At 61.6% G+C, this 19270-nt stretch carries 16 protein-coding genes; 9 read left to right on the top strand and 7 right to left on the bottom strand.

What is annotated here, in order from left to right; genetic code table 11:
- Positions 1–61 precede the first annotated feature (61 nt).
- A complete protein-coding gene (locus QP965_RS02920) occupies positions 62–1504 on the bottom strand; it encodes a GH32 C-terminal domain-containing protein (protein WP_284844054.1) in 1443 nt (480 codons plus the stop codon).
- 12 nt (positions 1505–1516) lie between these two features.
- Positions 1517–2671, bottom strand: coding sequence for a glycogen synthase (glgA, locus tag QP965_RS02925; protein WP_284844053.1), 1155 nt, complete (start codon positions 2669–2671; stop codon positions 1517–1519).
- 109 nt (positions 2672–2780) lie between these two features.
- Here glgA and glgC point away from each other — a divergent pair, with 109 nt between their 5' ends.
- The gene (glgC, locus tag QP965_RS02930; protein WP_239277895.1) at positions 2781–3998 is read left to right on the top strand and encodes a glucose-1-phosphate adenylyltransferase; all 1218 of its coding nucleotides are present in this window, start codon (positions 2781–2783) and stop codon (positions 3996–3998) included.
- Here glgC and QP965_RS02935 read toward each other — a convergent pair.
- Complete coding sequence (locus QP965_RS02935; protein WP_284836429.1) at positions 3995–4642, bottom strand: O-methyltransferase; 648 nt, start codon at positions 4640–4642, stop codon at positions 3995–3997. The two genes, glgC and QP965_RS02935, sit on opposite strands and share 4 nt — an antisense overlap.
- Before the next feature lie 151 nt (positions 4643–4793).
- On the opposite strand from QP965_RS02935, the gene sigE reads away from it, so the two are divergent.
- The 3 genes from sigE (at position 4794) to QP965_RS02950 (ending at position 6551) form a co-directional block, all read left to right on the top strand.
- Positions 4794–5423 (top strand): RNA polymerase sigma factor SigE, encoded by a 630-nt coding sequence (gene sigE, locus QP965_RS02940; RefSeq protein ID WP_284836430.1) that lies wholly within the window; start codon positions 4794–4796, stop codon positions 5421–5423.
- 100 nt (positions 5424–5523) lie between these two features.
- Complete coding sequence (locus QP965_RS02945; RefSeq protein WP_284844052.1) at positions 5524–5973, top strand: anti-sigma factor family protein; 450 nt, start codon at positions 5524–5526, stop codon at positions 5971–5973.
- Between the two features lie 23 nt (positions 5974–5996).
- Complete coding sequence (locus tag QP965_RS02950; RefSeq protein ID WP_284844051.1) at positions 5997–6551, top strand: twin-arginine translocase TatA/TatE family subunit; 555 nt, start codon at positions 5997–5999, stop codon at positions 6549–6551.
- A 4-nt stretch (positions 6552–6555) separates the two neighbouring features.
- On the opposite strand, the gene QP965_RS02955 is transcribed toward QP965_RS02950, so the two are convergent.
- The gene (locus QP965_RS02955; RefSeq protein ID WP_040425048.1) at positions 6556–7686 is read right to left on the bottom strand and encodes an Mrp/NBP35 family ATP-binding protein; all 1131 of its coding nucleotides are present in this window, start codon (positions 7684–7686) and stop codon (positions 6556–6558) included.
- Between the two features lie 105 nt (positions 7687–7791).
- Between QP965_RS02955 and QP965_RS02960 the strand changes: the two genes are divergently transcribed.
- Complete coding sequence (locus tag QP965_RS02960) at positions 7792–8532, top strand: hypothetical protein (RefSeq protein WP_284844050.1); 741 nt, start codon at positions 7792–7794, stop codon at positions 8530–8532.
- A gap of 453 nt (positions 8533–8985) precedes the next feature.
- Here QP965_RS02960 and QP965_RS02965 read toward each other — a convergent pair whose 3' ends face one another.
- Both QP965_RS02965 and QP965_RS02970 read right to left on the bottom strand, forming a co-directional pair.
- Positions 8986–12708 (bottom strand): multifunctional oxoglutarate decarboxylase/oxoglutarate dehydrogenase thiamine pyrophosphate-binding subunit/dihydrolipoyllysine-residue succinyltransferase subunit, encoded by a 3723-nt coding sequence (locus QP965_RS02965; protein ID WP_502869236.1) that lies wholly within the window; start codon positions 12706–12708, stop codon positions 8986–8988.
- 177 nt (positions 12709–12885) lie between these two features.
- Positions 12886–13620: a hypothetical protein gene (locus tag QP965_RS02970; RefSeq protein WP_005323499.1), complete on the bottom strand. Its 735-nt coding sequence runs from the start codon at positions 13618–13620 to the stop codon at positions 12886–12888.
- 117 nt (positions 13621–13737) lie between these two features.
- On the opposite strand from QP965_RS02970, the gene QP965_RS02975 reads away from it, so the two are divergent.
- The 3 genes from QP965_RS02975 to QP965_RS02985 all read left to right on the top strand — a co-directional run bounded on the left by QP965_RS02975 (position 13738) and on the right by QP965_RS02985 (position 17388).
- On the top strand, positions 13738–15441 hold the full coding sequence (locus QP965_RS02975; RefSeq protein WP_284844048.1) for a carboxylesterase/lipase family protein: 1704 nt from the start codon (positions 13738–13740) through the stop codon (positions 15439–15441).
- A gap of 81 nt (positions 15442–15522) precedes the next feature.
- Complete coding sequence (locus QP965_RS02980; protein ID WP_005323497.1) at positions 15523–16371, top strand: hypothetical protein; 849 nt, start codon at positions 15523–15525, stop codon at positions 16369–16371.
- Positions 16372–16545: 174 nt separating this feature from the next.
- Positions 16546–17388: a hypothetical protein gene (locus QP965_RS02985; RefSeq protein WP_284844047.1), complete on the top strand. Its 843-nt coding sequence runs from the start codon at positions 16546–16548 to the stop codon at positions 17386–17388.
- On the opposite strand, the gene QP965_RS02990 is transcribed toward QP965_RS02985, so the two are convergent.
- The gene (locus QP965_RS02990; protein ID WP_239191617.1) at positions 17385–17903 is read right to left on the bottom strand and encodes a hypothetical protein; all 519 of its coding nucleotides are present in this window, start codon (positions 17901–17903) and stop codon (positions 17385–17387) included. The genes QP965_RS02985 and QP965_RS02990 overlap by 4 nt on opposite strands.
- Before the next feature lie 112 nt (positions 17904–18015).
- On the opposite strand from QP965_RS02990, the gene QP965_RS02995 reads away from it, so the two are divergent.
- The gene (locus tag QP965_RS02995; RefSeq protein WP_005323494.1) at positions 18016–19257 is read left to right on the top strand and encodes an MFS transporter; all 1242 of its coding nucleotides are present in this window, start codon (positions 18016–18018) and stop codon (positions 19255–19257) included.
- Positions 19258–19270: the final 13 nt, after the last annotated feature.

A 19270-nucleotide genomic window follows, 5' to 3' on the forward strand; every position in this document is an offset into this window, starting at 1 on the left:
CGAAGGGCGGGGGGAGGGACGGAGAGAGACGGGTTGGGTGAGGAGGGGCGAGCCAGGAGGATTAAAGCTTGGAGCCGGAGCGCTGCCAGTCCTGCTCGATGACGGCATCGCCGGAGGTCTCGACTTGCAGGCCGGAGCAGCCACCTTCGAAGTAGACGCGGGAGGCCATCGCGATGAGGCCGCCGTCGACGAATACCTCAACGGTGGAGCCGTCTTGGATGATGGTGAGGGTATCGGAGTCGCCTTCGGCAAGCGTGGCGGTGGCGGGTTTGGAATCAGCGAAACAGTGGTCGAAGGCCTTGTTCATGGAGCGATCGAGACTGATGTCATCGCCGGAGTGGCAGATGGTGGCGGCGGGGTCACCGGCGCCGTCGAGAAGCGTGACCGTTACGCAGGAACCGGAAGGGACCTCCATAACGCCGGTCCAGGAACGGGCGTAATCGGAGAGCTTGACGGCATCGGGCAAACCGGGGGCGGGTGCTTGGTAGAGGACGCCGCCTTCGAGGGTGACCCGGCGAGGCAGGGACAGAGCATTGGCCCAGCCTTCGGCCTCCCAGGAGGCGTGCGCGGTGGCGTCGTCGCCGCGGCCGTTGCCGTTGAGGAGGCCGACGATGACGGCGCGCTCGTAGCGCTGCTCTGGGGTGAGAGTGCCGGTAGTGGTGTTGGTACTGCGCGGGCGGGAGAAATCGTGGCCGAAGTCCACGCGGCGGAAGCCGGAGACCACGGTAAAGGTGGTGCCCTCCAGCCGGCCGACGAGGTAGCCGGAGACGTCGCGGCCGCCGCGCTCTAGGGTGACGAAGAGGACGTCGTAGATATTGCCGTCAACCTCATCGCGCAGGCGAACCAGGCGCGGGGAGACAACCGGCGGGATGGGCGAGGTAACGGGGACCTCGCCTTCGAGGAAGCCAGGGTCGCCGTCGAACTTGAGGCCGCCGCGCAGGCGCCAAGACACGCCGTCGGTGGATTCGAGGATGACGGGAACCGGGGCGTCGGAGTGGCCGGTGAGCGCGAGCATGAGCCAGCCGTCGTGGCCGTCATCGCGGTCCTCGGAGGCCCAATCGGGCACCACGCAGGGGGAGCGGAAGTGATCAAAGTTGCGGGTATTGCCTACGACCTCGCCAAAACGAACAACATTGGGGTCGAGCGCTTGAGGGTCGTCGGAGACCTCGCAGATCTCGTCCACGTCAGCGTAGCGGGCGAGGTGAACGGCGATTCCGGCGGCGGTCACGGAGGTGAAGTAGAGATGGATATCGTCCGGGCCTTGGGCTACGGAACCTGCGCGCAGGGAGAGCTCGCCGCCGACGGGGGCGAGGACATCGTCGCAGTCCAACCAGTCAAAGGGAGACTCTTCGGAGTAGGTGTGTCCCCAGCGGGCAGGGGAGTCTGCGGTGGGGCGGTACTGGTAGAACAGGTGCCAGGTATCGCCGTCGCGCAGGATACCAGCGGGGGCGTCGAGGACGCCGTCTTCGGGGACAAAATGCAGTTCGGGGCGGTGAGTTGTCACGGCTATCCTTCCTTAAATCAAGCTGCGGTAGATATCGACGGTCTGGGCGGCAATGGTAGCCCAAGAGAAATCGCGAATGGCGCGCTCGCGGCCGGCGCGGCCGAAATCGGCGGCGCGCTCTTTATCGACGGCGAGGTCATCGACGGCGGCGGCGAGGTCGGCTTCGAAGGCGGCGGTAGCGGCGGCGTCGTATGGCACCAGCACACCGGTCTCGCCATCGACCACAACCTCCGGAATGCCGCCTACGTTGGAGGCGACAACGGCCGTGCCGCAGGCCATAGCTTCCAGGTTGACGATGCCGAGCGGCTCGTAGATGGACGGGCAAACAAACACATCCGCACCGGAGTAAATCTGCTGGACCTCGTTGCGCGGGAGCATGTCCTTGACCCAGAAAATACCATCGCGCTGGGCGCGCAGCTCATCCACCAGCGCCTCGGTCTCCGCCGCGATTTCGGGCGTATCGGGCGCGCCGGCACACAGCACCAGCTGGATATCCGGGTCGAATTTCTGCGCCGCCTGCAACAGGTGCTTCACGCCTTTTTGCCGGGTAATGCGGCCGACGAAGGCAACGATGGGGCGTTGCTTATCGACGCCCAGCTTGTCCAACACATCTCCCTCTCGTGGCTGCCACAGCTCGGTGTCGATGCCGTTGAGGACAACGTGGACCTTGGAGGCGTCGATCCGTGGGTAAGCATCAAGGATGGAGTCCTTCATGCCGGCGGAGACGGCGATGACGGCGTCGGCATATTCCATGGCGTTCTTCTCGGACCACGAGGAAACGTCATAGCCGCCGCCGAGCTGCTCGCGCTTCCACGGGCGGTGCGGCTCCAGCGAGTGGGCGGTGACCACATGCGGAATATCGTAGAGCTGGGCGGAGAGGTGGCCGGCAAGACCCGTGTACCACGTGTGGGAATGGGCGATGTCGATATCGGAGGCGGCATCGGCCATGCGAAGCCCAGTGGACAAAGTCTTAAGCGCGCCATTAGCACCCTCAAGTGCGGGGTCCACGCCGTGGACAAATACGTCTTCTTCTTCGCGCGGGGAGCCCATGCAGTGCACGGAGACATCGATGATATCGCGCATAAAACGGGTGAGTTCAGCTACGTGAACTCCGGCCCCGCCGTAGATTTCCGGCGGGTATTCTTTGGAAAAGATTCCGGCTCTCATGCCCACCCAGAATACGTATCTCTGGTGCCGCGTGCAGAAATACGGGATGGGGGTAGAAATGTGCATATATCTGCTGCGAAATGTGGGATTTGCGGTTAGGTTTGGAAACGTGAGAAGCCTGCCAAATGTCCTAGCCATCGTCCTCGCCGGCGGCGAGGGAAAGCGTCTTTTTCCCCTGACCGAAGACCGCGCTAAACCCGCCGTGCCTTTTGGCGGTTCCTACCGCCTCATTGACTTTGTCCTGTCCAATCTGGTCAACGCCGGTTTCCTCAAGATTGCGGTGCTGACCCAGTACAAGTCCCACTCCCTGGACCGCCACATTTCCCAGGCGTGGAACTTAGCAGGGCCGACGCCGCAGTACATTGCCTCGGTGCCTGCCCAGCAGCGCCGCGGCAAGCGGTGGTACAACGGCTCCGCGGATGCCATTGTGCAGTCGCTTAACCTCATCTATGACGAGAATCCGGACTACGTCATCGTCTTCGGCGCAGACCATGTCTATCGCATGGATCCGGCGCAGATGGTAGAAGAGCACATTGCCACGGGGCTGGATTGCTCGGTGGCCGGCATTCGCGTGCCGCGCTCGGAGGCAACGGCGTTCGGATGCATCCAGGCCGATGGCATGGGAACCATCACGGAGTTCGTGGAAAAGCCTGCGGACCCACCGGCTACGCCGGATGATCCGAATATGAGCTATGCCTCGATGGGCAACTATGTCTTTACGGCGCAGGCGCTTATTGACGCCCTCTTGGAGGACGAAAAGAACGAGGACTCGGCCCACGATATGGGCGGCGATATTATCCCGTACTTTGTGGAGCGTGGGCAGGCGCATGTCTATGACTTCATGGCCAATGAGGTGCCGGGGTCTACCGAGCGCGATCATGGCTACTGGCGCGACGTGGGAACCATTGATTCCTTCTATGAAGCGCACATGGACATGATTTCGGTGCATCCGATCTTTAACCTCTATAACCGGAATTGGCCGATTCACTCCACGGATGACTCCAATTTCCCTCCGGCGAAGTTCGTGCAAAATGGCATCGCGCAGTCTTCGATGGTGGCGCCGGGCTGCATCGTCTCTGGCGGCACGGTGCGCAATTCCGTGCTGGCGTCTGATGTCCACGTGGCCGATGGCGCCACGGTCGAAGGATCGGTCATCTTGCCGGGCGTGCGCATCGGCCGTGGTGCGGTGGTGCGCCGCGCGATCCTCGATAAGAACGTCGTCGTCAGCGATGGCGCAATTATCGGCGTGGACCGCGAGCGTGATGAGGAGCGCTTCAAGGTTTCTGACGGCGGCGTGGTTGTCGTCGGCAAAAACCAGAAGGTCTAGAGTTTCGTTACGAGGGTGAGCCCGGACCCCAACGGCAAGCGGGTGACGTTCGCGCCCTCGAGCTCGCGCAGGTACTCGTCTGCTTCGCGGGCGGCGGCGGTGTCGCGGTCGGTCCGGGAGACGTCGGCAAGCGTGCCATCGAGCAAAGAATTAGCCAAGACCAGGGTGCCGCCTTGGTGCAGCAATGGCCACGCGGCCTTGATGATGGCGGGGAGCTCGAGCGCGGCGACGTCGGCGTAGATGACCTGGTAGGCATCATTAGCCAAGCGGCCCATGACCTCGAGTGGGCGAGACGGCAGGAAGCGGCCGCGTGAAGGTGGATAGCCCGCCTCGCGGAAGGCGGTCTTGGCGCTACGCTGGTGCTCAGCCTCGGGGTCGATGCAGGTCAAAATGCCATTATCGGGCATGCCGGCAAGCAGGTAGAGGCCTACCACATTGGCGGCTGGGGTGATCGCCACGGACTGGGGGCGTTCGGTAGAGCTGGACGAGGCGGCCGTCAGCGTGGCGAGCAGCTGGCCCGTTGATTCATCAGGAACGGGCAGACCGTACTCATCGGCGTGGTCGCGCGCGCCACGCAGGGCCGCCGAAGGCTCGCTGGTGGTCTCGATATAAGAACGCAGTGCTTCATATGCGGTAGTAGTCACGTAATAAACCTTAGGGAAAAGTGTCCGTCGATGTGGCAAAAACGCGCCTAGCCAGCAAGGTTGTGGTAGGTGGGGATAATGTGACGGACTCACAGGAAATTATCAGCACTGTGGCTGGAGTTTCACTTTGAAGTATAGAAAGATGACATGCATGACAACAACGAAGCGCGATGCCGAATCCCTTCAGCCCGCCACCCCTGAGGCGGCGTTGACCGGTACCGCGGCGTTCGATGCCGGCGAAGCCGACATGCCCGCTTGGGGTGATCTCGTGGCCGAACACGCCGATGGCGTTTATCGCTTGGCGTACCGACTCTCTGGTAATCAGCACGATGCAGAGGATCTCACCCAGGAAACCTTCATGCGCGTCTTCCGCTCCCTGGATAAATACCAGGCCGGTACGTTTGAAGGCTGGCTGCACCGCATTACCACCAACCTCTTCTTGGATATGGTTCGCCACCGCTCCAAGATCCGCATGGAGGCCCTGCCGGAGGATTATGAGCGCGTGCCCGGCACGGATATGACCCCGGAGCAGGCCTATACTGTGGCCAACTTGGACCCGGCGCTGCAGTCTGCGCTCGATGGTCTGGCTCCCGATTTCCGCGTGGCCGTGGTGCTGTGTGATGTGGTTGGCATGAGCTATGACGAAATTGCAGAAACCCTAGGCGTCAAGATGGGTACGGTGCGCTCTCGCATCCACCGTGGTCGCTCGCAGCTGCGTGCGGCACTCGAAAAGGAAGCACAAACCAATGCGGAAACCCGCATGCTGCTGCGCACGCGTTAAACCATCGCGCGCTAAACTCTAAAGAAACTGCATAGTCCCCGCTGCCGGCGGGGACTTTCCGTGTCACTGAAGGCCAAGCAACTAGTGGAGGAGGGTGTCGATGGACTCGCTGCGAGGACGCCGGCCCGTGTCCACGCTGAGCGTGCACGGCGGATTCGATGCCGCCCAGGCCAAGGCCCGCGATAAGGCGAAAGCCAAGGCGCGGCGCAGCGATACCATCGGGCACCTTGGCCCTGAGGCTGTCGTTGCCTTCGTAGATGGGGAGATGGAACCGAAATTCATGCACCGCGTGCGCATCCACTTGGTGCACTGCGCCGAGTGCCGCGCGGATGTGCACCAGCAGCGCCATGCCTCAGAGTGGGTTCGCCACTGCGCGGATTCCGCTAAGGTCAAGGCGCCGCAATCCCTGCTGGCAAAGCTCGCGGGCATTGCCACCGAAGAGGTTGCGCCCGGGCCGGATGCGGCAACGCCCGTGCACCGGCCGCAGCAGGATTTCTTGGACAAGGTGGAGATGATGGTTCGCGCAATCAAGCACAATCAGCGCGGCTAAGAGTGAGGGACTAGTATTTAACCGTGTTTTCTTCCATTGGTTGGCCCGAGATTTTCGTCATCGTGGTTTTGGGCATCATCGTCATCGGCCCGGAGCGCATGCCCGAGGTGATTAAGGATGTGCGCGCGGCCATTTACGCGGCGCGCAAGGCCATCAATAACGCTAAGGCAGAGCTCAACGGCGAGATGGGCTCGATTACCTCGGAATTCGATGATATCCGCGGCCCGCTCACCCAAGCAGCCCAGTGGACGCGCCTCGGCCCGAAAGGCGCTATTACCAAGGCGCTTTTCGACGGCGACGATTCCGCTTGGGACGATTTCAACCCCAAGAAAATGGCAGAAAACGTCAAGACCGCTACCGCTCCACAGGAGCCGGAGGAGCAGCCGCAGTCTCAACCGCAGCAGCAGCGCCCGAGCTTCGACTACTCCCAGATCTACGCTGAGCAGCCGCAGCCAGAGCCCCAGCCGCAGCAACGCCCCCAAGCTCCCCAGCCGACGGAGCAGCCCGCGCCCGAGAAAAAGCCGCCACGCGGTGGGGAAGAATCCACCGGCGGCGGCTTGTGGGGCGATGTAACCTAAGGCGTTAGTTCACGCCCAAGTTGAGGTTCTTGCCCACCAGGGAATCGGAGCGGATGGCCAGCTTATCGGCCACCGCCTGGATCTGTTGGGCGGCAGGGGACTCGGGAGAATCGAGAACAATCGGCGTGCCGGCATCGCCACCGCTGCGCAGGGTGGGATCCAACGGCACGGAGGCCAGCAGTGGCACCTCATGGCCCAAGATGACGCCTAGGCGATCGGCCACAATCTGTCCGCCGCCAGAGCCAAAGACATCCATGGTGGAGCCATCCGGCATCACCATGGCGCCCATGTTTTCAATTACGCCGGCCACGCGCTGGCGGGTCTGCTGGGAGATGGATCCGGCGCGCTCTGCCACCTCGGCCGCCGCGGCCTGCGGGGTGGTGACAATGAGTAGCTCCGCATTCGGGATGAGCTGGGCTACGGACAAGGCGACGTCGCCAGTGCCCGGAGGCAGATCCAAGAGCAGCACGTCGAGGTCGCCCCAGAAAACGTCAGCCAGGAATTGCTGTAGCGCGCGGTGGAGCATGGGGCCGCGCCAGACTACCGGGGCATTACCCTCCACAAACTGACCGATGGAAATGTGCTTAATGCCATGAGAAATCGGCGGCAGCAGCATCTCATCATCGAGCACGGTGGGGCCGTCGGTGCAGCCCAGCAGGTTGGGTACGGAGTGGCCGTAAATATCGGCGTCCACGATGCCAACCTTGAGGCCCTTCTGGACCAATGCCGCGGCAAGGTTGACGGTCATGGAGGACTTGCCCACGCCGCCCTTACCGGAGGCCACCGCGAAAACGCGAGTGGTAGAATCTGGCTTTGCAAATGGGATTTCCGGCTCGGCTTGGCCACCGCGCAGCTTCTTCTTCAGCTCGCGGCGCTGCTCGTCGCTCATGGCTTCCATCGTCACCGTGACGTTTCCAACGCCCTCGATATCCTCTACCGCAGCGCGGGTATTGGACTCGATGGTGGATTTCATGGGGCAGCCAGCGATGGTGAGGTAGATTTCCACGGCCACGTCATTACCGGTGACGGTAACGGACTTCACCATGTTGAGTTCGGTGATGGGGCGGCCGATTTCGGGGTCTTCGACGCGGGAGAGTGCCTCGCGTACGGCGGATTCAGTAATAACGCTAGACATAACTCTTGCCATCTTAGTCACGCCGCAACAGGAGGTAAACACACCCTCGGTGTAGAATCAGCTAGACGCTCACGCGCCGCTAACTAAAAGGAGAAGAGTATCGCTATGCGCAGCTTTGCCCGTCCCGCCCGCGCCATTGTCGGTGTGGTGCTGTCCGCAACGCTGCTTTCCGGCTGCTCTTCCCAGTTCGATACCAACCCCTTTGCCGAGAGTCCCCAGAGCGAGCCCATTGGCATTTTGGTGGATACCAATGAGACCGACCAGCTTGTCCTTGCGGAAATCTTCCGCCAGGAGCTGATGGGGCAGGGCCGCGAGGCGTCCATTGTGAAGGAAGACATCTTCCAAGAGACCAAGGGTGGGCGTTCCATGAACCCGGGCGGCAATTTCTATGTGGGCTGCACCGGCGCGTTCCTTAATATCCTCAATCCCGGTGAGGCGCGGGCGATTTCTAAGGATTACAAAAAGGCACAGAAAGCCTCCGAGCCCGGCGGCGAGGACTACCTGGCCCGCACCCACATTGCGCTCATGTCGAGCTTGCCCACGGATACCTCCACGGTCGAGCCTTCCGGTGCCAGCGGCTGCGAGGACGCCGAGCCCGAGTTGCCAGAAAATTTCGTGGTGCTCTATCAAGACGATCTTTTCGACCGTGAAGAGCGCCAGGCCGTGGCCTCGCTGACTAAGTTCATTACCCAAAAAGACCTCTCTGACATGGTCGAAGAGGTAGAAAACGACGACTCCAGCGCGGAGAAGGTCGTACGCTCCTGGATGAATTCCTCCGGTGGCGACATCGCCCATGAAGAAGGCGACTCCGATTCTTCCGGCGGGTCGAATCTCACTGGTTCTTAATGATTGATCGTTGGCAGATTTGTGTGAGTTCCCGGGGCTTGTTGACGACTTGGAGTTCCAGATGGTTAGCAACCGGCAGACCAACACCTCCACAGGATCAAGGACACGTGTGACTCGATATGGAACCATTCTGGGCTCGTGAATACCGACGCTAGTGCTTTTTCATTGCAGCCTGGTTTGAGCGACATGCATACGTGTCACGATTGGACATATCGAGTAAGCGCGCTAATTCTTAACCCGCTCCCTTGGCGCTCATGGGAAAGCGACCGCCAAGACAATAGTGTTCCGCTGGTGAGCGCGAAGGAATCGGAGATGAGAAAAGACGTGAGAGGGCAAGAACGCCGAGGGAGTGGTCCGGCAGAAGCAAGAACAGAAGCTTTACTAATGCTGGTGTCGGCATGAATAAACCCCAGTGAGGAGGTCCTCACTGGGGTTTAAACGGGGTAGAGGCGACTAGATGTCGAAGGCCTCTTCCAGCAGGTTCTTCTGCTCAATCTGGTGCACCTTGGCGTTACCGGTGGCAGTCGAGGACTGTGCGCGGCGGGAAACGCGAACCAGCTCCGGCATATCCGGAATCAGGGTGCGCAGGTGCTCGTTGTAGAACGGCCATGGGCCCTGGTTGGCCGGCTCGTCCTGAACGAAGCGGACCTGGGTGGCATTCGGGTAAGCCTCGAATGCCTCGCGCAGGCGGTTGAACGGAATCGGGTGGAGCATCTCCACGCGGACGATGGCGATGTCATCGCGGCCGTCGGCCTCGCGCTTCTTTTCCAGATCCCAGTACAACTTGCCGGAGACCAGCATGATGGTCTTGACCTTGTCGGTATCGCCGACCTTATTGCCGTCGATGTCGACGTAGTTCGGGTCATTGATAACGGACTGGAAGCGCTTGACCTCGGTGAAGTCTTCCACAGCAGAGGTGGCCGCCTTGTTGCGCAGCATGGACTTCGGGGTGAAGACGACCAGCGGGCGCTTCATCTCACCGAGGGCCTGACGGCGCAGCAGGTGGAAGTGGTTAGCCGGGGTGGAAGGCTGAGCCACGGTCATGGAACCCTCAGCGCACAGCTGCAGGTAGCGCTCGATGCGGGCGGAGGAGTGGTCCGGGCCCTGGCCCTCGTAGCCGTGTGGCAGGAGGAGTACCAGGCTGGACAGCTGGCCCCACTTGGCCTCACCGGAGGAGATGTACTCGTCGATGATGGTCTGGGCGCCGTTCGCGAAGTCACCGAACTGTGCCTCCCAGGCCACGAGGGCGTCTGGGTTGCCCACGGTGTAGCCGTATTCGAAGCCCATGCCGGCGTACTCGGTCAGAGCGGAGTTGTAAACCATGAACTTGCCGCCGTTGCCCTTGGAGGTGGCGACCGCGTGCATCGGGTTGTACTCGTTGCCGTTGCGCGGGTCGAAGGTGACGGCGTGGCGCTGGGTGAAGGTGCCGCGACGGGAATCCTCACCAGCCAGGCGGACAACCTTGCCCTCACCGGCCAGGGAACCGAAGGCGATGAGCTCGCCCCAGCCCCAGTCGATGCCGCCCTCACGGGAGGACTTCTCGCGCTCCTTGGCTACCTTGCCCACGCGCTTGTGGTACTCGAAGTCCTCTGGTGGGTTGCCATAAGCGGCACCCAGCTCGGCGAGTTCCTCGGCGGTGATGGAGGTATCCAGGCCGCGGGTGAGCTCCTGGGAGGAGGTGATGCCGGTCTGCTCCTTCGGGCGGGCCTTGCCGGCTTCCTTGTGCTCAGCAAAGACGGATTCCATCTGGTCGTGGAAGTCGCGTGCGGCAGCCTCGGCGTCCTCAGCGGAAAGGTCACCACGGCCGATGAGGTCGTTGGTGTAGTGCTCGCGCACTGCCTTGTGCTCGTCGATGACGGAGTAGAGCTCCGGCTGAGTCATGGACGGGTCATCGGCCTCGTTGTGACCGCGCAGGCGGTAGACCATGAGATCAATGAAGACGTCCTTGCCAAACTGGCGGCGGTACTCGGCTGCCATCTGACCAACCCAGACAACTGCCTCTGGGTCGTCGCCGTTGACGTGGAAGACCGGGCAGTCGAAGCCCTTGGCCAGGTCGGTGGCGTAGTGGGTGGAGCGACCGGAGTCCGGGGTGGTGGTGAAGCCCACCTGGTTGTTGACCACGATGTGGACGGTGCCGCCGTTGGTATAACCGCGCAGCTGGGACAGGTTGATGGTCTCCTGAACAATGCCCAGGCCGGTGAAGGAGGCATCGCCATGGAGCATGACCGGAACAACGGTGTGGCCCTCTGGGCCCTTGTCCAAGATGTCCTGCTTAGCGCGGGCGATGCCCTCCATGACCGGATCCACGGCCTCAAGGTGGGATGGGTTGGCGGCGAGGGTGACCTTGATTTCGCCATCGCCAAACATCTGCAGGTGGTGGCCCTCGGAGCCCAGGTGGTACTTCACGTCACCGGAGCCGCCGAGCTGGCCGCCCTTGTAGTTGCCGTCGAACTCGCCGAAGATATCGGCCAGCGGCTTGCCCACGATATTGAACAAAACGTTCAGGCGGCCGCGGTGCGGCATGCCGATGACGACCTCGTCCAGATCCTGGCCGGCGGCGGTATCAATGATGGAATCCAGCAGCGGGATGAGGGTCTCGGCGCCCTCGAGGGAGAAGCGCTTCTGGCCCACGTACTTGGTCTGCAGGAAGTTCTCGAATGCTTCTGCGGCATTGACCTTCTGCAGGATGTACTTCTGCTCCGCGTTGGTCGGCTTCGGCATGCCCGCCTCCAGGCGGTCCTGCAGCCAGCCGCGCTCATCGCGGTCCAGGATGTGGGTGTATTCGGAGCCGACCTTCAAGGTGTAGGCGGCGCGCAGGCGGGACAGCACCTCGCGCAGGGTCATCTGCTCCTTGCCACCAAAGCCACCGACGTTGAAGGTGCGGTCCAGATCCCAAATGGTCAGGCCGTGGGTCGCGATGTCGAGGTCGCGGTGGTCCGGGTTAGGCAGGCCCGGCTGTACCCAGCCCAGCGGGTTGGTATCGGCCAGCAGGTGGCCGCGGGAGCGGTAGGACTCGATGAGCTGCATGACGCGGGTGTTCTTGTCCACGCCGGAGTTCGGCACGTCCTGTGCCCAACGGAACGGCTCATAAGGCACGCCCATGGAGGAGAAGAGGTCGTCCCAAAAGGCGCCGTCGACAAGCAGCTGGCCAATGGTGCGCAAGAACTCGCCGGACTCTGCACCCTGGATGACGCGGTGGTCATAGGTGGAGGTCAGGGTAACCAGGCGGCCGACGCCCAGGTCTGCCAAGCGGTCCGCGGAAGCGCCAGCGAACTCGGCCGGGTAATCCATAGAGCCCACGCCGATGATGGAGCCGGCGCCCTTAGTCAGGCGGGCGATGGAGTGGCGGGTGCCGATGCCGCCTGGGTTGGTGAGGTTAATGGTCACACCAGAGAAGTCATCCATGGTGAGCTTGTTCTTGCGAGAACGGGTAACGATGTCCTCGTAGGCCTCAACAAACTCGGAGAAGGACTTGGTCTCGCACTCCTTGATGGCGGCGACGACCAACGCGCGGGAGCCATCCTTCTGCGGCAGGTCAATGGCCAGACCCAGGTTAATGTGCTCCGGCTGGATGACATAAGGCTTGCCATCCTTTTCCTCGTAGCGCACGTTCATGTCAGGGTGCAGCTGTACGGCCTTAACCATGGCGTAGCCGATGATGTGGGTAAAGGAGATCTTGCCACCGCGAGTGCGCTTGAGGTGGTCATTGATCATGGAGCGGTTTTCCCACATGAGCTTGACCGGCATATCGCGCACGGTGGTAGCGGTAGGAATCTCCAGGGATTCCTCCATGTTCTTCGCAATGGCCTTGAACATGCCCTTGAGCTGGTGCTCCTCGCCGCCCTTGTAGTCTTCGATGCGGTCGAGCGGGGACTCGGACTTCTTCACGGACTGCTTGGCCTTAGCGGACTTTTCCTGCGCCTTGGCCACGGACTTATCCACGTTGGTCTCGCGGGCCTCCTGCTTGCGGGCGGTAGTCGTACCCTCAGTCTTCTTCGCGGCAGGCTTAGACGGCTTCTTCGGGGCTTCCTTGGCAGGTGCCTCAGACTTGGGCGCGCCGTTTGCTTCGAAGTAGTCGCGCCACTCCTTATCTACGGAGCTAGGGTCCTTGGAGTACTGCTGGAACTGCTCGTCTATCAGCCACGCATTGGGGCCGAAGATATTCGATGTGCTCACGGCAGGTATTCGCCTCATTTCTCTGCTTTAAAATGGTCGTTTATTCGACTTTAGTGCGGCCTTTGCACGAGCGCATGCGTCACTCGCCAAAGAGTCTGCCTACATGATACGGGTCATACCCCTAAACTCACTATGTTAGGGGTATCAATTGCCCCACTTATCGGTTCCCGGCTACCCCTAGGCTTGGGTGAGGGGAGAAAGCTGCTCGCTGGCGTGCTCGATGACCTGCTTGGCCAGCTTGCGGTTGGCGGTAGTGCCGAGCACGGCGCCGATGCCCATGGGCATGAGCTTGCTGATCCACGCCCACTCCAGGCGCTTGGTGATCTGCTTGGTAAAAAGCTTGGTCAGGCGGCCGTTGATTCCAGACAGCGTCGGGCCGGAGAAACGGGACAGGCTAGCGGCCGAGCGCATGCCCGCCACGCTATTGAGATCACCCACAAAGGTATCCACCAAAGCGGAGCCCTTCGAACCGGTCAGCACCAAAAGTACAAGGGCGCGGCGGCGCTCGGGGGACTTGATGTCATCGCCATGCAGGTAGGCCGAAGCCAAGATGTACCACGCGGTCGCCTCCAAAAAGACCACGGATTCGCCGGCGATGGTAGCTGCGCCGGTTACCAAGCCAACACCTGGGATGGCAGCGGAAGCGCCCGCGGCCGCACCCGTGCCGGAGGTGATATTAAGGAAGTGCTTGTCAATGAGCTCCTGTAGCTGCTGCGGGCTCGCGTCCTTATTACGCTTCTTTAAGTTCTCGACGTACTTGATGATGACGCCGGACTGCACGGCCACTGCGCGGTCCAGGGAATTGAGGAGCGCGGAGGTAAAGCGGTTGGTATCTTCCGGATCGATGTCATAGGTATCGACGGTATCGACCTCGGCGGAGTTGTCCTTTTTGTCTTTAGTAAATAGCCCCATTTTTTCCTTCTCTTTTGCTAAAACTTATCTGCGCCCAGCATAGTAAAGGCTCTATTTATGCGCCGCTGCGCCGTAATGAGATCGCCGAGGGCGTGCAAGCGACCTAAGCTAGTGGGTATGGTTACGCCGCACGAGAACAACCGCGATTCCGGGGGTTTCCCTCTGGAGGAATCCTTCGCGGCGGCGCGCCTGAAAGCGGAGCAGGCTCACGAACGCGCCCGCCGCGCGCACGAAGAGGCCCAAAACGCCCTGGCAGATGAGCTCACCGTGCGCACTACCTCCGGGTGGGTGCGCGGCGTTATAGAGGAGGACCTGCGCACCGATCGCCCCATTAGCGCCGGTCCGGTGCTCACCTGGCGCGGCATCCCCTTTGGCGATACCACCGCCGGGGACAACCGCTTCCGCGCCCCGCAGCCTGCACCGGCTTGGGATGGCGTGCGCGATTGCAGCCAATTCGGCCCACCGGCCCCGCAGCCCACGTACTCCTGGACTGATCGCATTATCGGCTCCGAGGACTGCCTGCACCTCGACATCGTGCGCCCGCGCACCGAAGAGAAGCTTCCTGTGGTGGTCTACCTGCACGGAGGCAGCTTCATCATGGGCTCGTCGCACATGCTCATGCTCCGCGGCTTTGAGCTGGCTACCCGCATGGAGGTGGTCTACGTATCCATTAACTTCCGCCTCAACTCCCTGGGCTATTTGGATCTGCGCAGCCTGGGTGGGGACTGCAGTGCTAACCCGGCGGTGGCCGATCAGATCCTGGCGTTGCAGTGGGTGCGCGACAATATTGCGGCCTTTGGCGGCGATCCTGAATCCGTCACCCTCATGGGGGAATCGGCCGGGGGCGCGGCGGTTCTCACCCTCATGACGAGCCCGGCCGCGGAGGGACTCTTTCACCGCGCCATCGCCCAGTCCCCGCCGATTGCGATGATCCATTCCCGCGCCCAGTCCACCTTGTGGGCGCGCGAGCTGGTCCACCGCATGGCCTTGCCCCGGCGCACCTCGGTGGAGGACCTGCGCCAGGAAAACTTTGCCGATCTGGTGCGCTCGGGCCAATCCATGATGTGGCGGGCCGGCGAGCTCATTCACCTCAATTCCTGCTACGCGCCCACGGTGGATGATGAGCTCATTCCGGAACACCCCATAGCTGCCTTTGAAAATGGGCACCAGCACCAGGTTCCGCTGCTCATCGGCACGAACTCGGACGAGGCTAGCTTTGGTAAATTCCTCTTCCAGCGTCAAAGCTCCCGCGAGCGCGCCGCCTTGCGCCTCCTGGCTTCCTTCGATCCCCAGCACGCCCCCGAAGTCGTCGCCGCCTATGACGGCGCGGTGGCCCGGGAGGACTTTGCGCACCTGCTTGCCGACGCCCTCTTTTGGGCACCCTCCACCCGCATCGCCACCGCGCATGCGCAGGCGGCACCAACGTGGATGTATCGCTTCGACTTCGCCTCTGCCGTGCTCAAGTGGCTGGGCCTAGGAGCCATGCATTCGATGGAGCTGGGCAATGTCTTCGGTGACCCTTACTCCTCGCGCGCGTCTTTCCTTACCAATTGGGGCTCGCGTGCGGAGATGGAAGAACTTACCGCCACCATGCAGCAACACTGGTCTGCCTTCATCCATGGCGGCCGCCCGGAGATGAGCTGGCCGCGCTACGGGTCCACTCAGCGCGCCACCATGATCTTCGATGCCGAGGCCTATATTGAGCACGCGCCGCACGAGCTCAAGCGGCAAGCCTGGGAGGGATACCATATGTTGGAGTGGGGAAGTGGGCGCCCGGAGCTGGTGAGATCCTTGGGCTTCCAACCATCCGGGTGGGAATAACGGTAGACTCCACAGTGACCGCGGGCGGCGGCTTGCCTACCGTGGGAACCTCTGCTTCCGAAGGATGGATTTTAAACCACCATGAGCTTTTTCGAAGATATTGCTTCTGCATTGGATGCCGAGGGCATCGAGTCCCGCGTCAACGATGACGTCATGTTCGTTCCAATCACCTCTGATCTGGAAATCCAATTTATTGAAATCGATCCGCTTCTTCCCGCCGCGAACGTCTACATTGCCGCGGCGGATGTTGATGAAGACGATGAGGAATTCGAGGCAGTCCTCGTCTCCGTCGCCTTCTCTGTAGATGATGCCGTGGAGGCGGTGTCCCGCCACATCGCTACCGACCAGGTGGTCACCGTCCTGCGGGACCTGCTGGAAGGCACCGATGAGCGCATCGCGGAACTAGAATTTGCCCAAGATGAGCTCAACCCGCACCTCGTCGTGGCTGAAGTGGCCAACGACTCGGAGCTGCGCGTGCTCGTGGAAACCATCGACGGCGTCCCGTCCGCCATCGTGCGCTTCCTTGCCTTCGACTTCGACGAAGACGATCTCGATGACATGGAGGATGAGGCAGTCGCCCTCGCGTGGGAAGTGGACGAAGAGGATGAGGACCTCGACGAGGCTGACCGCCTCGCCCTCTTTGATAACGCCGAGTTTGATGACGTTCCCATCGTGGAGGTTCCCGCCGAGGCCCTTGAGCTTGGCACCTACACCGACTTCGATCGCCTCTTTGATGTCCTAGGCCTCGTCTCCGAGCAGGCCCTGGACTGGGAAGCACAGCTCGTTTCCTTCGATGACGAAGACTACGAAGAACCTGACGTCTACGACATCTTCGGCGAAGACGACGAGGACGAAGACGAGGACTTCTTCGACGGCGACGATGCCGACCTGGACGACGAATCCGCCGCCCCCGCAGCCGACGAAAAATAATCCCCGCCTCCCCATAGCCCAGCCCCGCCGCCTTCCGCGGCCGGGCTGGGCCTTTCCCGTTTTAGGGGCCCTTTTGTGTTGCTACTTTCGCGCGCCGCCAATTAGGCTTTAGGGCGTCCCCAGCCTGCAGCTGGAAATCCGCCCTAAACCTAGCTCTGTGAGGAGGAGAAGACCATGGCGATGACCCGCGATACCACGTGGCGCTACGTCCTTGTTGTAGTAGCCGTGGCACTCTCGCTTGCCGCGTGGTTTTGCACCGTCTTTGGGGTGTACTCCACGGTAAATATGACTTTCGAGTCCTACCTGACCGCCAGCGTCTGGGTTCTCCTCCTAGCGGCCGCGGTGCTGCTATATACCTCGCAGCATGGGCTGGTGCCTAACTGCATCCTCCTGTATCCGATCTTCGGCGCCTCCATCAACCTGCTGTTGGGCTCGTTGACGGTGCGCACGCAGGTGCCGATGTTCTTCGATGCTGTCGGCACCGCCATCGTCGCCATCATCGCCGGTCCCGTGCTCGGCATGGCCACGGGGCTTACCACCACCGTATTGGGCGGAGCGTACTTTGCCTATAATCTCGCCTTTGCGCCCGTAGGTATCTTAATCGGTGCCGCAGTAGGCCTGCTGGCTCGCCGCGGGGTATTCAACAAGCTGTCCTGGATCATTTTCTCCGGCCTCGGAATAGGCATCGGCTCCGGCGTGATGAGCGTGTACGTACTCATCTTTTCCTTCAGTGGTCACCCACGCAAGGGGCCACAAAACCTCACCAAGTTCTACGAGATGATTTTCCAAGACGAGCGCCTGGCCATCATCTTGCAGGGCCTTACCTCGGACATTTTGGATAAGGTCTTTACCGTCCTCATCGCCTGCTTGGTCCTGCGCTTTATGCCAAAGGTAATTGCCCGGCACTACACGGTGACCTTCAACCACGAGGTGATGAGGAAGGTGCTCCACGCGCCTGACCCGCATGCAGAGTCAGACGCATCTGCGCAGTCAACACAACAGCGCGCGACCGCCTAGGCGGCTTGGCTGAAGCCGGCGAAGAGCGACTCGGGGGAGTGGACCGGCTGATAGGAGCTATCCACGAGCCACACATAAGTGGCATTCGGGCCACGGGAGACCTCGTGGACTGCACCTACCATCTCTGCCGGCACGAGCGTGCGCACCCAGCCCTCGGCCACGGCCGGATCTACCGGCTGACCAAAGTTCTCGGTAATGCGGATGGTGATCAGATAGGCAGGAATGCGGTCTTGCCCAAAGCCGCGCACGCGGGCCTTCACGCGCGCACCCACGCGGTGGCGGGTAATGCTCATGCAATACTCTCCGCCCGGTCCACCGGCGGGCGTCGGCAGTTGCTTTATCGGTGGGCGCCAGGTGGGAGTGGGGCGCGCCAGGGAGCGCGGATGGTGCATGATGGCAGCGATGGAATTGATGGTGTCATATTCGTGGTAGAGCAAGTCCGCCGCAATCTCGGAAGCGGACTGGGGTAGGTTCATTGCGGTGGGCTGGGGAAACTTCTTTTGTACGTTGTGCATGGCCATCACACTAGAACCCAACGCGGACACAACCCCACCACAAACAAACGTTTGTTCGAACATAAACCGCAAATGGCTTTCCCTGACACCAAGGATTAGAGTTGCAGCCGATATGATGAATACACGCAGTGGGGAAGTAGAACACGAGGAAGCGCCCAAGATTCCGCGCGAAATCTGGGTCATGGTTACCGCCGCCTTTATTATCGCTTTGGGCTATGGCCTCATCGCCCCGCTGCTTCCGCAGTTCGTGGTGAGCTTCGATGTCTCCATGGCTGCCGCGGGCCTTGTGGTCTCCATCTTCGCCGCTTCGCGCCTTATCTTCGCGCCCATGTCCGGCACGCTTGTGGATCGCGTCGGCTCGCGCCGCGTTTATCTCATCGGGCTCATGACCGTCGCGGTGACCACGGGCCTAGTCTCCATCGCCCAAAGCTATTGGCACATCGTGGCCCTGCGCGCCCTAGCCGGCATTGGCTCGACCATGTTCACCGTCTCCGCCATGGGTCTGATCGTGCGCATGTCCCCGCCGACGATTCGCGGCAAGTGCTCTGCCACCTACGCCACTGCCTTCCTGCTCGGTAACGTCGCCGGCCCCGTTCTTGGTGCCAGCTTGTCCTTCCTGGGGTTCCGCTGGCCATTTTTCATCTACGGCGTGGGCGTGGCGCTGGCCGCGTTCGTCGTCTGGTGGCAAATGCCCCGCGTCAACCACAAACAAGCCAGCAAGGATAAGCTGCCACCCATGCGCCTGCAGGAGGCCTGGGGCGATACCGCCTATCGCGCGGTGCTGACCTCCAACTTCGCCCATAGCTGGATCAACATGGGCGTGCGCGTATCTGTCCTGCCGCTTTTTGCCGCTTCCATCTTCCACAATGGCGCGGCCGCCTCCGGCCTGGCGCTTGCAGTCTTTGCGGCCGGCAACGCTATCGTGTTGCAGTTCTCCGGCAAGTGGTCCGATATCCACGGCCGCAAACCACTTATCCTCATCGGCCTCGTTGGCTCCGCCATCTTCATGGTGCTTATGGGCATGGCCACCAGCGTGTGGTTCCTCTTGCTCGTCTCCGCCTTCGCCGGCGCCTCTTCCGGGCTTATCAACCCCTCCCAACAGGCCGCGGTGGGAGACATTGTGGGAAATGACCGCTCCGGCGGCAAGGTGCTATCCACCTTCCAGATGGCCGGAGACTTCGGCCAAATCTTGGGCCCCATGCTCATTGGCCTGCTTGCCGACGCCTCCGGCTTCCCCCTCGCCTTCACCGTCTGCGGTGCCATCGCCTTCATCGGCATCATTGCCTGGGCATTCGGCCGCGACCCGCACGCCGGGGTGGGGAACAAGCCGAAGCGAGTGCCGCAGGGGAAGTAGGCACTTATTCTCG

It is taken from the genome of Corynebacterium sp. MSK074 (genome assembly GCF_030229735.1).
Lineage (GTDB): Bacteria > Actinomycetota > Actinomycetes > Mycobacteriales > Mycobacteriaceae > Corynebacterium.